General features: G+C 65.8%; 12 protein-coding genes, 2 rRNA genes and 1 pseudogene. 1 reads left to right on the forward strand and 14 read right to left on the reverse strand.

Going from position 1 to position 13,486, the window contains the following annotated elements; all coding sequences use genetic code 11:
* Positions 1-682 (reverse strand): annotated as a pseudogene (locus WAO18_RS01870) (ParA family protein); the annotation flags it as partial.
* A gap of 176 nt (positions 683-858) precedes the next feature.
* On the opposite strand from WAO18_RS01870, the gene WAO18_RS01875 reads away from it, so the two are divergent.
* Positions 859-1,617: an O-methyltransferase gene (locus tag WAO18_RS01875; RefSeq protein ID WP_422203405.1), complete on the forward strand. Its 759-nt coding sequence runs from the start codon at positions 859-861 to the stop codon at positions 1,615-1,617.
* Here the strand turns inward: WAO18_RS01875 and xerD are convergent.
* The 13 genes from xerD to WAO18_RS01940 all read right to left on the reverse strand — a co-directional run.
* Positions 1,614-2,561 (reverse strand): site-specific tyrosine recombinase XerD, encoded by a 948-nt coding sequence (gene xerD / locus WAO18_RS01880; RefSeq protein ID WP_422203406.1) that lies wholly within the window; start codon positions 2,559-2,561, stop codon positions 1,614-1,616. The two genes, WAO18_RS01875 and xerD, sit on opposite strands and share 4 nt — an antisense overlap.
* Entirely contained in the window at positions 2,558-3,181 is a 624-nt protein-coding gene (locus WAO18_RS01885; protein ID WP_422203408.1) for an NUDIX domain-containing protein, read from the reverse strand. Before WAO18_RS01885 ends, xerD begins: the two co-directional genes overlap by 4 nt.
* Positions 3,174-4,931 (reverse strand): CTP synthase, encoded by a 1,758-nt coding sequence (locus tag WAO18_RS01890; protein ID WP_422203409.1) that lies wholly within the window; start codon positions 4,929-4,931, stop codon positions 3,174-3,176. Before WAO18_RS01890 ends, WAO18_RS01885 begins: the two co-directional genes overlap by 8 nt.
* 136 nt (positions 4,932-5,067) lie before the next feature.
* A complete protein-coding gene (locus WAO18_RS01895) occupies positions 5,068-6,009 on the reverse strand; it encodes a copper transporter (protein ID WP_422203411.1) in 942 nt (313 codons plus the stop codon).
* Positions 6,010-6,021: 12 nt separating this feature from the next.
* Positions 6,022-7,215 (reverse strand): putative cytokinetic ring protein SteA, encoded by a 1,194-nt coding sequence (gene steA, locus WAO18_RS01900; protein ID WP_422203413.1) that lies wholly within the window; start codon positions 7,213-7,215, stop codon positions 6,022-6,024.
* A 106-nt stretch (positions 7,216-7,321) separates the two neighbouring features.
* The gene (gene recN / locus WAO18_RS01905) at positions 7,322-9,094 is read right to left on the reverse strand and encodes a DNA repair protein RecN (RefSeq protein ID WP_422203414.1); all 1,773 of its coding nucleotides are present in this window, start codon (positions 9,092-9,094) and stop codon (positions 7,322-7,324) included.
* A gap of 2 nt (positions 9,095-9,096) precedes the next feature.
* Positions 9,097-10,020: an NAD kinase gene (locus tag WAO18_RS01910; RefSeq protein ID WP_422203416.1), complete on the reverse strand. Its 924-nt coding sequence runs from the start codon at positions 10,018-10,020 to the stop codon at positions 9,097-9,099.
* The gene (locus WAO18_RS01915; RefSeq protein ID WP_422203417.1) at positions 10,017-10,826 is read right to left on the reverse strand and encodes a TlyA family RNA methyltransferase; all 810 of its coding nucleotides are present in this window, start codon (positions 10,824-10,826) and stop codon (positions 10,017-10,019) included. Before WAO18_RS01915 ends, WAO18_RS01910 begins: the two co-directional genes overlap by 4 nt.
* Positions 10,827-10,833: 7 nt before the next feature.
* Positions 10,834-11,010 (reverse strand): hypothetical protein, encoded by a 177-nt coding sequence (locus WAO18_RS01920; protein WP_422203419.1) that lies wholly within the window; start codon positions 11,008-11,010, stop codon positions 10,834-10,836.
* Between the two features lie 21 nt (positions 11,011-11,031).
* Positions 11,032-12,036, reverse strand: a complete 1,005-nt coding sequence (locus tag WAO18_RS01925) for an HAD-IIA family hydrolase (RefSeq protein WP_422203420.1) — start codon at positions 12,034-12,036, stop codon at positions 11,032-11,034.
* Position 12,037: 1 nt separating this feature from the next.
* Positions 12,038-12,826, reverse strand: coding sequence for a tetratricopeptide repeat protein (locus WAO18_RS01930; protein ID WP_422203422.1), 789 nt, complete (start codon positions 12,824-12,826; stop codon positions 12,038-12,040).
* Between the two features lie 193 nt (positions 12,827-13,019).
* Positions 13,020-13,132, reverse strand: a 5S ribosomal RNA gene (gene rrf, locus WAO18_RS01935).
* Positions 13,133-13,254: 122 nt separating this feature from the next.
* Positions 13,255-13,486, reverse strand: a 23S ribosomal RNA gene (locus WAO18_RS01940); the annotation flags it as partial.

The following is a 13,486-nucleotide window of genomic DNA, read 5'->3' on the forward strand; positions in this document are numbered from 1 at the left end:
CCTCGCGGGAGTTCACTGTTCGCGGGTCGTAGCGGGTGATCAGGATGCCGCTGATGTCCAGCTACGGATTGAGCCGGTCGCGCACCTTCTCGACGGTGTCGGTCAGCAAGGCCAGACCGCGCAGCGAAAAGAACTCGCACTCGGTCGGGATGATGACGCCGTCGGAGCAGGCCAGGCCGTTTACGGTCAGCAAGCCCAGCGACGGCTGGCAGTCGATCAGGACGTAGTCGTAACGGTCCAGCACCGGGTGCAGCGCGCGGGACAGCGTCTGCTCGCGGCCAACCTCGTTCACCAGCTGGATCTCCGCGGCCGACAGGTCGATATTGCTCGGCACCAGGTCCAGATTCTTGACTCGCGTGTGCATCAGCACGTTGTCGAGCGACACCCGCGGCTCAATCAGCAGGTTGTGGACGGTGTGCTCCAGCTCGTAATGCGGCACACCCAGACCTGCCGACAGCGCGCCCTGCGGGTCCAGATCCACCAACAACACCCTGCGGCCATACTCGGCCAGCGCGGCGCCGAGGTTGATCGTCGATGTGGTCTTGCCCACGCCGCCTTTCTGGTTGCACATCGCCACGACCTTGGCCGGTCCGTGCGAGGTGCGCGGCTTGGGTTCGGGGATCACCCGTGGTGGGCGCCCGGTCAGGCCGACTTCGGTGCCGCTGTCGGCGTCGTCGCTCATACCCGGCTGCGGCTCGGCAGCGTGGATCGCCTCGGCGTGCGCGGCGGTCGGGAATTGGCGGACATCGCAGGAGAGTCTAACGGGTCTACGCGCTCCTGCCGGGAGACCCGCAACAACGTCACCAGCGAATTTAAGGGCAGCCCGGTTTGAACGCCAAGCGGGCTAGTGTGGCGTCCATGAGTCTGAAGCAGCGCATTCCCCTGTTGCGGTGGTCGTTCTGGCGGATGGCGACAACCGGCGTCCGCAATCTCACCACGACGGGCCAAATGGGAGACGGGCGCGAAGCCGCTGTTGTCAACTATGTGCTGACCCACGCTCGCGCGGGAGACATCGACGACGTCTTGGCCACCATCGACCGATTCGGCTACGAAAAGTCGATCCTGATGAACGTCGGCGACGAGAAGGGCGTGCTGCTGGACGCCGCGGTCCGGCGGGCCGACCCGAAACTGGCGCTCGAGTTGGGCACCTACTGCGGCTACGGGGCGCTGCGCATTGCCCGGGCGGCGCCGACGGCCAAGGTGTATTCGGTCGAGCTTGCCGAGGCCAATGCCGCCAACGCACGTCAGATCTGGGCGCACGCCGGGGTGGCTGATCGAGTCACCTGCGTGGTCGGCACCATCGGCGACGGCGGACACACGTTGGATGCGCTGGCCGGCGAATACGGGTTCACTTCTGGCGCACTCGATTTCGTATTTCTGGACCACGATAAGGCTGCCTATCTGCGGGACCTGCAGAGCATTCTCGACCGGGGATGGCTGCATAAGGGCTCGATCGTGATGGCCGACAACATCAAGGTGCCAGGTGCCCCGAAATACCGCGAATACATGCGACAGCAACAGGGCACGCTGTGGGAAACGGTCGAGCATAAGGCGCATTTGGAGTATCAGACCTTGATCTCGGATCTGGTCCTCGAGTCGGAGTACCTGGGCGGCTAATGCGCCCGCGGGTGGGCCTCGGCCCACACTTCGCGCAGCGCGTGCACGGTGACCATGGTGTAGATCTGCGTCGTGGTCACCGATGCGTGGCCCAGCAATTCCTGCACCACGCGGACGTCGGCGCCGCCCTCCAAGAGATGCGTCGCAAATGAATGCCGCAACGTGTGCGGTGATACCCCGGCGGTGATGCCGGCTCGCTCCGCGGCGTCCTGCAGCACTTGCCAGGCGCTTTGACGCGACAGCCGGCCGCCGCGGGCGTTGAGAAAAATGGCGGGCGTACCGCGACCGCGGCGCGACAACTCGGATCGCCCTCGCACTAGGTACGCGTCCAGCGCTTGCACGGCGGGCCGACCTATCGGCACCAACCGCTGTTTGCCGCCCTTTCCGTGCAGCAGCACCGATCGGGCGTGCGTGTCGATGTCGTCGACGTCGAGTCCGACCGCTTCCGAGATGCGCGCGCCAGTGGAGTACAACAGTTCGAGCAGTGCGCGGTTACGCAACGTCAACGGGCCGTCCGACGGACTGTCGCCGCCCGCGCCGGCCAACAGGGCGAGTACCTGGTCGAGGCTGAGACTTTTGGGTAGCCGCCGACCAGGCGTTGGTGGCTTGACCGCCTGCGCGACGTCGAATTCGGCCAGGCCTTCGGCCGCGGCGAACCGATGCAGACCGCGGACCGCGATCAGGGTCCGGGCCGCCGACACCGCCGATAAAGGCGCGACGCCGGATTCCGGATCACCGCGCCGCAACGCCATCAGGAACTCGCTGACGTCGTCTTCGCTGACCTTGGCCAAGTCGTCAACGCCGCGGGCCGTCAGGTGCTCGAAGTAGCGGCGCAGGTCGCGGCGATAGGAGCTCAGCGTGTTGGCTGCGACTCCACGCTCGATCGTCAGGTGATCGAGGTATCCCTGCAGCTGGCCCTCCAGCGGCGGCGCCAGGGTCGTCACCCGGTGGCCTTTCGTGCACTGAACGCCGTCGGCTTGTCGATCCAGGGTGCGTCCACCGGCCGCGGCTCGGCGATGCCTTCGCTGACCGCATATGCCGCTAAAATCCCGGCAACCGCAAGGGAATTGACGATATCACCGCTGAAGATCCGCTGCACGGCCTCGGCGATCGGATACCAGCTCACGGTCAGGTCGGCCTCTTCGTCATGCGCCTCAGGTCGGTCGACGTCGGTCAGGCCGGTGGCCAGGAACACCCGGACTGACTCGTCGCTGAAGCCGGGCGTGGAATCAAGGTCGACCAATACCTGCCAGGTCTCCGCCCGCACGCCGGCTTCCTCGCGAAGCTCCCGGGCGGCGGTCAGATGCGGCGCTTCACCGCCGACGTCCAGCAGTCCGGCGGGCAACTCCCATAGCCGCCGACCCAGGGCGTGGCGATATTGGTAGACCATCGGGATTCGGCAGTCGGCATCCATCGCGACGATCGCCACAGCGCCATAGTGTTCGACGACTTCTCGCGTCACGATTGTTCCGCCGGGCATGCGAACACGATCGGCCCGCAGCGCGAAAATCTTTCCGGCATGCAGGATTTCAGACGAAGTCGTCTCAAAGACGTGCTCACCCACGGGGAACAGGTTCAGGCTCGGGCAGCGACGACTCTGCCCCATCGTGTTGTTCGCTGCCGTTGGCCCGTCGCTCGGGCATCTCCAGAGACAGGCGCTCAGCCGCCTTGTATTCGATCGCTGCGCCGATGAAGCCGGTGAACAGTGGATGCGGACGGGTCGGCCGGCTCTTCAGTTCGGGATGAGCCTGGGTGCCGACGACGAACGGATGCATCTCCGGCGGATACTCGACGAACTCGACCAGATGCCCGTCGGGCGAGGTCCCGGAGAATTTCAGGCCACTCTCAGCGATGCGATCGCGGTAAGCATTGTTGACCTCGTAGCGGTGACGGTGCCGCTCCGACACCTCGGTCGACTGATATGCCTGGGCGACAATGGAACCCGGATCGAGCACTGCCGGGTAAGCCCCCAGCCGCATGGTGCCGCCGAGGTCGGCCTCGCCGGCGACGATCTCCTGCTGATCGGCCATCGTGGAGATGACGGGGTCCGGGGTGTCCGGATCGAACTCGGCCGAGTTGGCGTTCGCAAGACCCACGGACCGGGCGGCCTCGATCACGATGCACTGCATGCCCAGGCAGAGCCCCAGCACGGGCAGCCCGCGGGAACGGGCGTGCCTGATTGCGCCGATCTTGCCCTCGATTCCCCGGATGCCGAACCCGCCGGGGATCAGCACACCGTGGACGTCCTCGAGCACCGACGCGGCTCCGCCCGGCGTTTCGCAGTCGTCGGAGCCCACCCAGCGAATTTCCACCTTTGCCCGGTGCTTGAATCCGGCGGCCCGCAAAGCTTCGCTCACTGAAAGATAGGCGTCGGAGAGGTCGATGTACTTGCCCACCAACGCAATTCGCACGGTCTCCTGCGGATCGTGCACCCGGCGCAGCAGGTCGTCCCATTCGGTCCAGTCGACGTCGCGGAACGGCAGGTTGAGCCGGCGGACGACGTAGGCGTCAAGCTCCTCGCGGTGCAGCACCTTCGGGATGTCGTAGATCGATGGTGCGTCCGGCGTGGAAATGACGCCGTCGATGTCGACGTCACACATCAGCGCGATCTTGTTCTTCAGTGGTTCGGGCACGTCCCGGTCGCAGCGCAGGATCAACGCGTCCGGAGTGATCCCGATACTGCGCAGCGCGTTCACCGAGTGCTGAGTCGGCTTGGTCTTCAGTTCTCCCGACGGCGCCAGGTACGGGATCAGCGACACATGCAGGAAGAAGACGTTCTCTCGTCCCATGTCGTGGCGAACCTGGCGGGCGGCTTCGAGGAAGGGCTGCGATTCGATGTCGCCGACGGTCCCGCCGATTTCGGTGATGACGACATCAGGCCGGTTGCCGTCGGCGTCCGGCTCGGCCATCGCCAGGATGCGACGCTTGATCTCGTCGGTGATGTGCGGGATGACCTGCACGGTGTCGCCGAGGTATTCGCCGCGGCGCTCCTTGGCGATGACGGTCGAATACACCTGTCCGGTGGTGACATTCGCCGAACCGGATAGATCGCGGTCCAAGAAGCGCTCGTAGTGACCGACGTCGAGGTCGGTCTCGGCGCCGTCCTCGGTGACGAACACCTCGCCGTGCTGGAACGGATTCATGGTGCCTGGGTCGACGTTGAGATAGGGATCGAGCTTCTGCATCGTCACTTGGAGCCCGCGAGCGGTCAGCAGCTGCCCCAGGCTGCTCGCGGTCAGTCCCTTACCGAGCGACGAAACGACCCCGCCGCTGACGAAGAGATGCTTGGTGGCGGTCTGCGGATGCTTTCGCAATGTGGCGACCTCCGTGAAGACGGCGCAGGGCTAGCCTCTGGTGAGGGCTGTTTTCCAGCTTTGGGCCTGCCGACCCACGGAAACCCACCCTAACAAACACTGCGCCACCTCGTCGCGAACACGCCCGGCGGCGCGGCTACTGCACAACTGTGAGCCCGGTATTGCGGTGACCGGTGCCGTACTGGCCGGTCCGACCGCCGTTGATCAGGTCGGCGGCGCCGAGCACTGCGGTGATGCGACCGGATTCGATGTCGAGGTCGTCAACAGTGCTGATCACCGGGGTTACGGTGGCGTCGGCGCGGGCCACCCCGACCGCAGCAGGGCCGTCCGATGAGCCCTCGCGCCCGGCCAGCACCACGCCCGACCCGTGCGGCGCGAGCGCCGCGGCGAACCGGGCCACACTGACGCCTTGATTGCCGGCGTCGTTGCCGAGCGAGCCGCCGGTGATGACCGCGGCGGCGTTCGCCGCGCCGACGTGCTGGTTCCCGTACCCGATGAAGCCGGTGTCGCGCAGCGCCGCCAGCACAGTGTCGCGCTGCGCGTCGTCAACCGGCGGGACCGCGGGATCCCGATTGATCAACAGGGCGATACCCAGCAGATCGCCGGCTTGAGAACCTTGGTCGACCAGCTTGGTGCTCAGCTGGGCACCCGCGGGCAGGACCGAGGCGTTGACCACCGAGTGCAGCTTCTCTGCGGAGTTGGCGTCGACGAATTCCTGCGTCAACGCGACGGTGCCGGTGACCGCTCCCCCGGCTTGGGTGATGATCTTCGCCACCGCGTCGACATCCTCGTCCTTCGCATCGGGAGCGCGGAAGATCACCAGCGACTTGCCGTTCAGCGCGTCATGCACCATCCGGCCGGCCATCTGCGCGTCGAAAGCGTTGCTAGAGCCAAGCTTTCCGTTCAGAGCATTCTTGTCGTTGTTGAGCGTGTTGACCTGGTTGTGCAGATTCCGTGTTTCATCACGCAATCCGGACAGCATCGTGTTGGAGAGGAGCCCTGAGCCGAGCACTACTCCGACGGCCAGCGCGAGAAACACCGCCGCCAGCGAAATAGCGTGCTGACGTAGAGATATCACGTCGCCACCGTCCTAATGGATAAAGCGCTGCAGCCAGATCAAGAAGTGATGCCAGTACTCGGCGGCCCAATGCAAGACCACGGTGTCGGTGCGCGACACCCACAGCGCGGCGATGACCGCGATCAGCATCGTCAAGATCAGCAATGCGATCGCTCCACCGGAAATCCGACTGTGGTACAGCGTGGCAACGGCTTTGGCATCCACGACCTTCTCCCCGACCCGCAATCTGGTGAGGAAGGTCGAGGGGTTGCTGTGCTGACGCGTCCGGTCGAAGAACGTCTCAATGTTCGCCCGGTGGCCTGCGGTCACCAGCAGCGCGGCGCCGTGGTGGTCGGCCAACAGCAGTGCCAGGTCAGCCGGGGAGCCCGCGGCGGGAAAGGTCATTGCGCCGACACCGAGGTCCTGGATGCGTTCCAGGCCCGGCGCGTGGCCGTCGGCGTCCGCGGGCAGCACGACCTGTGCTCCGCTCTTGAGAACCTCGGTGCTCAGGTTGCTGGGATCGCCGACAATCAGCTGCGGGCGGTATCCGGCGTCGCGCAACACATCTGCGCCGGTGCCGGCTCCGATCAGGACCGGCTGATATTCCTTGATGAAGGGCTTGAGCCGTTTGAGGTCATCGGCGGCATCTTCCTCATCGGCGACCACGACGACGTGGCGACGGCGCAGGTCGATGTCGACGTCGGGAATGCCGATCCCGTCGATCAACAGCGGGCTCTCGCTTCGGATGAACTCAATGGTGTTGCCGGCGAACGCTTCCAGGTGGGAGACCAATCCACTCTTGGCTTCCTGCATCAGCTCGGCGATCTCTTGGTCGGTGCGCTCGGTGCCTCGGATCAGTCGGCGATCCCCGGCGTACACGCCGCCGTTGTAGAGACGCACTTTCGTGCCGTCTTTGACCTTCTTGAAAACGTCGGTGCCGGTTTCGTCGATGAGGGTGACACCGTTGGCCAGCAGCACCTCGGGCCCAAGGTTGGGGTAGCGGCCCGACACCGACGGGGATGCATTGATGACGGCAGCGATCTCGGCGTCGACGAGCGCGTCGGCCGTGATCCGATCCAGGTCCAGCACGTCCAGAACCGCGATGTCGCCGGGGCACACCCGCCGCAACAGTCGGTCGATGTCGCGGTCGACCCGCGCGGTGCCGACGACGCCGGGGCGCGAGGTATTGCGGGACAACAACGAAGACAAGGTGGTGGTCACGCTCATGGAGGCGATTCTGTCGGTGAACCGAAGCCGGAGCGGGGAGGCGCGCCGTAACAAGAGCCTCAGAAGTTATATCTTGTCACATCTGTCACAGGCTTGGATGCGGTATTCAGGTCGCAATACGGTCACAGTCCGCGGCCTCGAGCAACTCTCGGGCATGGGCGCGCGCCGAGTCCGAATCCCCCAGCCCGGCCAGCATTCTGGCGAGTTCGGCGACCCGGTCGTCGCCGTCGAGGCGTCGTACGCCGCTGGCCCCGTTTTTCCCGACGCTATCGACCATGAGATGTATGTCGGCGTAGGCCGCCACCTGCGGCAGATGCGTCACCACGATGACCTGCCGGTTGCGGGCCAATCGCGCCAGTCGCCGACCGATCTGCACCGCCGCCCGGCCGCCGACGCCGGCATCGACCTCGTCGAACACCATCGTGGTGCCGGTCATGGAGGCGGCAAGAACCACTTCCAGGGCCAACATCACCCGCGACAGCTCACCGCCTGATGCACTCTTCGCCAGCGGCAACATAGTCATGCCGCGATGCGCGGCGAAGCCGAACTCGACCTGGTCGACACCGTCGCCACCAGCATGGGCCTGTATGCCAGAGCCAATCATCAGCGCGGCCGGATCGTCGGCGGCAGCCGGCATGGTGGAGACCTCGATGGTGAATTCGGCGTCGGCCATCGCCAGCCCGGACAGCTCACCGGTGACCTCTTTGGCCAGCCGCTTGGCGGCCTGGCTGCGCACCTTACTGAGTTCGCTTGCCGCATCGGCCAATTGGACCGCCAACTCGTCGACGCGGCGCTGCAGGCCGGCCAGCGCCTCTTCGGAAACGTCTAAGTGCGCCAGCCGATCTCGCGCTTCGCCGGCCCAGTGCAGCACACCGTCGATGTCGGCCGCATATTTACGCGTCAGCGTGCGCAGCTCGGCCTGCCGGGCGAGCTTGGCGTCCAGCGTGCTGGCGTCTGCGGGCAGTTCGCCCAGGTAACCTCCGAGCTCACGCGCGGCATCGCCGACCACCGTGAGCGCTTCGTCGAGCTGAGTGGCCAATCCGCGCAGCGTTGCGTCATCGGTCGACTCCAACGCCGTCTTGGCGCGCGCCAGATTGTCGGTCGCCGACGCGGACTGCCCGGCGGGGTCAACGGTGGCCTCGTCGCCCGCCCCGGCCAGCGCGGCGCGCGCCCCGGACGCCGCCTCGCGCAGCGCATCCAGCTCCGAGAGCCGGCGGACGTCGGCGATCAGCGCATCGTCTTCGCCAGGGGCGGGATCGATGGTGTCGATCTCGTGCAGTGCGAACTTGAGCCGATCGGCTTCCTGGGCCAACTCGCGGGTCCGGTTACTCCGGTCGACGAAGTCACGGCGTGCCGACTGCCAAGCGTCCCGCAGCTTGCGGTAGCGCTCCAGCCGGCCGTCGGCGGCCGCGAAACGGTCCAGTGCCCCGCGTTGCTCATCGGGTCGCATCAACCGCAGCTGATCGTTTTGACCGTGCAGCGTCAACAGCTCGGTGGTGAACCCGCTCAACGATTTGGCGGGAACGCTCCGTCCGCCGAGGTAGGCCCGCGACGGGCCGTCACGGCTGACCGAGCGTAACGCGATGATGCTGCCGTCCTCGTCGCGTTCGGCCCCGGAGGCATCAAGCATCTCGTCGAGCTGCGCCACCGCCTTCTCGTCGAGATCGGCTGTGGTGAACCGTCCTTCGACCACGGCCCGGTCAGCCCCCGAGCGCACTCGGTTGGCGTCGGCGCGCGCCCCACCGAGTAGGTGCAGCCCCGTGACGACCATGGTCTTGCCGGTGCCGGTCTCCCCAGTTAAAACCGTTAGACCGCAGTCGAATTCGGCTGTTGCGGCGCTGATGGCGCCCAACGACTCGATTCGAATTTCCGAAAGCACCGTTACCGTCCGCGCCAGCCTGTGACCGGCAGACGGAATTTGCGCACCAGACGGTCGGTGAACGGCGCGCTGTCGAGCCGGGCCCATTTCACCGATACATCACAGCGCCGCACTTCCAACCGTGCACCGGCCGGTACCAGCATCTCGCGGCGACCGTCGCAGAACACCAACGCGTCGTGTCCGTCACCCTCGATCTCGATGGCGATGCGGGCGTCGGGACTTGTCACCATCGGCCGGGCGAACAATGCATGCGCGTTGTTGGGTACCACCAACAACGCTTCCAGGTCCGGCCACAAAATGGGTCCGCCCGCTGAGAATGCGTAGGCCGTCGATCCGGTCGGCGTCGACACCAGCACCCCGTCGCAGCCGAACGTCGACACCGGGCGCCCGTCGACTTCGAGGACCACGCCGAGCACCCCCAGCCGCGGCCCCTTTTCCAGGCTGGCCTCGTTGAGCGCCCATCCGCTCGAGACGACCTCACCCTTGACCCGCAGCGTGATGTCCAGCGTCAGGCGCTCCTCGATCCGGTAGCTGCGTGCGACCACATGCTCGAGCACGCTGTCGATCGCCTCTGTCTCGGCTTCGGCCAGGAAGCCGATCCGGCCCAGGTTGATGCCCAGCACCGGGACGTTGGCGTTTCGCGCGAGCTCGGCGGCGCGCAGAAATGTTCCGTCGCCGCCCAGACCCACGACCAGTTCGCACCCGTCGGCGGCGTTGGGGTCAGCGTCGACGACGTCGATGTCGACGCCCAGCGCGCGCATATCGTCCGGGGCCAGCTGCGACGGCCCACGGTCGACCGCTTCAGCGGACAACACGCGAAGTCCAATGTTGTTGTCGTTCAATACTTTTTCAACTCGGCGGGCAGTCTCGGTAGCTTCTTCGCGACCAGTGTGCACCACGAGTAGGACAGTGCGTTCATGCGTCATTTCGGACCGGCCTCAACTGCGTCGCGGACCGCATATTCCAGCTCATCAGCAGACAATCCCCGATCGGTTTTCGCGCGCAACCACAGGAAGTATTCAACGTTGCCCGATGGGCCTGGGAGCGGGCTTGGGGTGACCCCAACCGTGTGCCAACCCAGCTCTTCGGCGCGACGCGCGACGGTGAGCACCGCGCTCGCCCGCAGCTCGGAACCGTGCACGACGCCGCCGGCCCCCACCTGACCTTTTCCCACCTCGAACTGCGGCTTCACCATGGGAACGATATCCGCGTCGGTCGACGCGCATCCAGTCAGCGCGGGCAACACTGTGGTCAGCGAGATGAACGACAGGTCAGCGACAATGGCCTCCACCGGCCCGCCGATGGTGTCCAGCATGAGTTCCCGCGCATTGGTCCGCTCGACGACAGTCACCCGTGGGTCTGATCGCAACGACCAGGCCAGCTGGCCATAGCCGACGTCGACCGCCACCACCTCGCGGGCGCCGCGATCCAGCAGGACCTCGGTGAATCCACCAGTCGAAGCCCCCGCGTCCAGACAACGTAGGCCGTGCACGCTGATGTCGAAGGCGTCGAGCGCGCCGATGAGTTTGTGCGCGCCACGAGACACCCAGCGGCGTTCCGCCTCGCCGATGACCTTCAGCGCCGCAGTCGGCGCCACGGCGGTGCCCGGCTTGACCGCGGGCATCCCGTCAATGCTGACCTTGCCGGCGCCGATCAATTCCGCGGCCTGCTGGCGAGAGCGAGCCAGTCCACGACGGACCAGCTCGGCATCGACACGGGTACGCCGCGACACGGCGGACTCAGGCCTTCTCCGCCGACTCCAGAGCCTGCACCAGCATGTCGTGTGCCTCAGACAGCCGGCGCGCGAGCTCTTCTAGATCGGCTTCGGCGGGCAGGTTCTCGGTGTTCGCCGGATCGGGCAGCTCGGCGAGCAGGGCGTCGATTCGGGCGCGAATCTCGTTTGGGTCGGTACTCATCGCTGTTCTACGCTATCGGATTTATGCCAGGGACCACCGTTGCAGGGCGTGTTGGGCGGCCTTGTCGCCGGACTTGATCGTGATGGCCGCTCCGTCGAGGCCGCCCGACCACACCGCGTGGGCGACGGCACGAACAATGGAAAGTCCATCGCCAGCTGCGTCGTCGTGTGCGCTGGTGACCGTCACCGACGAGCCATCGGTGACGACGTGCCATGCCGGCTGTGCCGCCACCGCCAGCACATTCGTATCCTGGTGCAGCGACCGGAGATCGTGGCCGATGAACGTCGCGCGTTGTTCGGGTACGGCGTGAATCGCGTCGCTCGCGGAATTGACACCGGTGAGCACCATCAGGCTGGGCAGCTCCGCGGCGTTGGCGCCGGCGATGTCGGTGTTCAATCGGTCGCCTACCACCAATGGCGTCTGAAAGTTGCCGCGCGCCAACGCATCTAGCAGTAATGTCGGCGCCGGCTTACCCGCAACCTGCGGCTCGGCATCGGTCGCAGTTTTCAGTGCCGCCACCATGGATCCATTGCCGGGCAGCAGACCGCGCTCGGTCGGCAGGGTGGCATCGACATTGGCCGCTACCCACAGTGCCCCGGCGCGAATGGCCAGCGCCGCTTCGGCGAGAACGGCCCACCCGGTTTCCGGGGAGTGGCCTTGGACCACCGCATCGGGCTTGTCGTCATAGCTGCGTACCGGTCGCAGCCCGACGGCCGCGATCTCAGCGGCCAGCGACTCGGTACCGACGATCAACACCCGCGCCTCGGCTGCCAGTTGTTTGGCCAGTACATGGGCGGCGCTTTGAGCACTGGTGACGACGTCGGCGGCCGTCGCCGGAAGGCCGATGTCGTACAGATGACCGGCGACCTCGTCGGCGCTGCGCGACGCGTTGTTGGTGACGAATAGCTTTCTGCTCGCGGCTTTTTCCAAGGCTTCGGCGGCGCCCTCAGTCAGCTCATGGCCGCGGAACACCGTTCCATCCAAGTCGAGAAGCAGACAATCATGTTGCTGCGCAAGCGTTCCCACGTCAGCCTAGCTCGCTCACTCTGTCCTCGGCATCGGTGACACCTTCGACGTCGGCCGCGGCGGCGTGCAGGAACCACTGCAACGCCTCCTCGCCACGGTCGAGGGCCAGCAGCGTGTCTGCGTAGGCGTAGAACAGCCGGGCCGCGATTGTGCCGACCCGTGTCGGGTCCGGTTGGGGGGTGGACAGGACCTTGAGGGCCTGCTCGAGCTGACCGAGGTCGGCGCGTGCGCCTGCGGTGACGATGCGCATCTCGTCAGCCTCGTCGCCGCTGAGTTTGGCCGCCTCGGGTCCGCGCGCCAGTTCGAGTGCCCGCTCCGGCCGGCCGAGGCCACGTTCGCAGTCGGCGATCAGCGGAAGCAGCGGGGACTTGCTGCCCATTCGCCGTGCCGCACGCAGTTCAGCGATGGCTTGCGACCAGTCGCCGCACTGGTAGGCCGCTATCCCGACGGCTTCCCGCACAGCGGCTATGCGGCCGGAGCGGGCCCGTGCGGCGCGGGCATGGCTGAGCGCAGCCTCAGGGTCTTCGTCGATCAGCTCGCCCGCGGCGACCAAATGACGGGCCACGGCGTCGGCGGTGTGACGGTCCAAAGTGCTGAGCTCGCGCCGGATTTCGGGCGCCAGTTGCTTTGCCTCGATCTCAGGCGGAATAGGCGGGCCGCTGCGATCCTCATCGTCGGCACCAGGCCGGGGCTGTGCCCTGCGGGCGCGACCGGGACCCGAAGTGGAAGGTCGGGGTTGCGGCGATCGCTTCGGTCGCCGTCCCCTCTCGCCGTCTGTGTCCTCGCCCACTCGTACCCTTCAGCCTCGAATTATGTTCCCGACAAAGAATACGGGTTGAGTGATGTCGCCCCTGCTACAGCACGGCGCCGGCAAACCGGACGGTCTTTGCTGCGGTGTGATCGACTTGTCGCGCAGGGGTGTCGTTGTGTAGATATGCCCGTGCCCCCCAAGGGTTTTGGGGGGCACGGGGCTTGTTGTGTGTGTTCGGCGGTGTCCTACTTTTCCACCCTGGTGGGTAGTATCATCGGCGCTGGCAGGCTTAGCTTCCGGGTTCGGGATGGGTCCGGGCGTTTCCCTGTCGCTATTACCGCCGTAACTTTATTCACTCTATTTTGTGAGTGCCCCCGTGTTGTGTGTGGGGGGAGTTGTTATTGGTGGTGGGGTGTGAATGCTTGTTGTTCAAGCGTTCGTGGATGTTGTGTGTGGTTGCGAGGTTTGTGTGTAAGTTTTCGGCCGGTTAGTGCCAGTTCCCTGAACCCCTTGCGGGGCGTGTAGGTCTGGTCTATTGATCCCGTGGTCTGCGGGGGGCCTTATCCCACTTAATGGGTGAGAAGCCTGGTCTTGGAGGGGGTTTCCCGCTTAGATGCTTTCAGCGGTTATCCTGTCCGAACGTGGCTATCCAGCGGTGCCCCTGGTGGGACAACTGGTGGACCAGAGGTTCGTCCGTCC

It is taken from the genome of Mycobacterium sp. (assembly GCF_049278535.1).
Classification (GTDB): domain Bacteria; phylum Actinomycetota; class Actinomycetes; order Mycobacteriales; family Mycobacteriaceae; genus Mycobacterium.

Excerpts from the sequence above, each read along its gene's own strand:
- WAO18_RS01920 (WP_422203419.1), bottom strand. The coding sequence starts at position 11,010 with ATGAGTACCGACCCAAACGAGATTCGCGCCCGAATCGACGCCCTGCTC.
- WAO18_RS01910 (WP_422203416.1), bottom strand. The coding sequence starts at position 10,020 with ATGACGCATGAACGCACTGTCCTACTCGTGGTGCACACTGGTCGCGAA.
- WAO18_RS01875 (WP_422203405.1), top strand. The coding sequence starts at position 859 with ATGAGTCTGAAGCAGCGCATTCCCCTGTTGCGGTGGTCGTTCTGGCGG.
- steA (WP_422203413.1), bottom strand. The coding sequence starts at position 7,215 with ATGAGCGTGACCACCACCTTGTCTTCGTTGTTGTCCCGCAATACCTCG.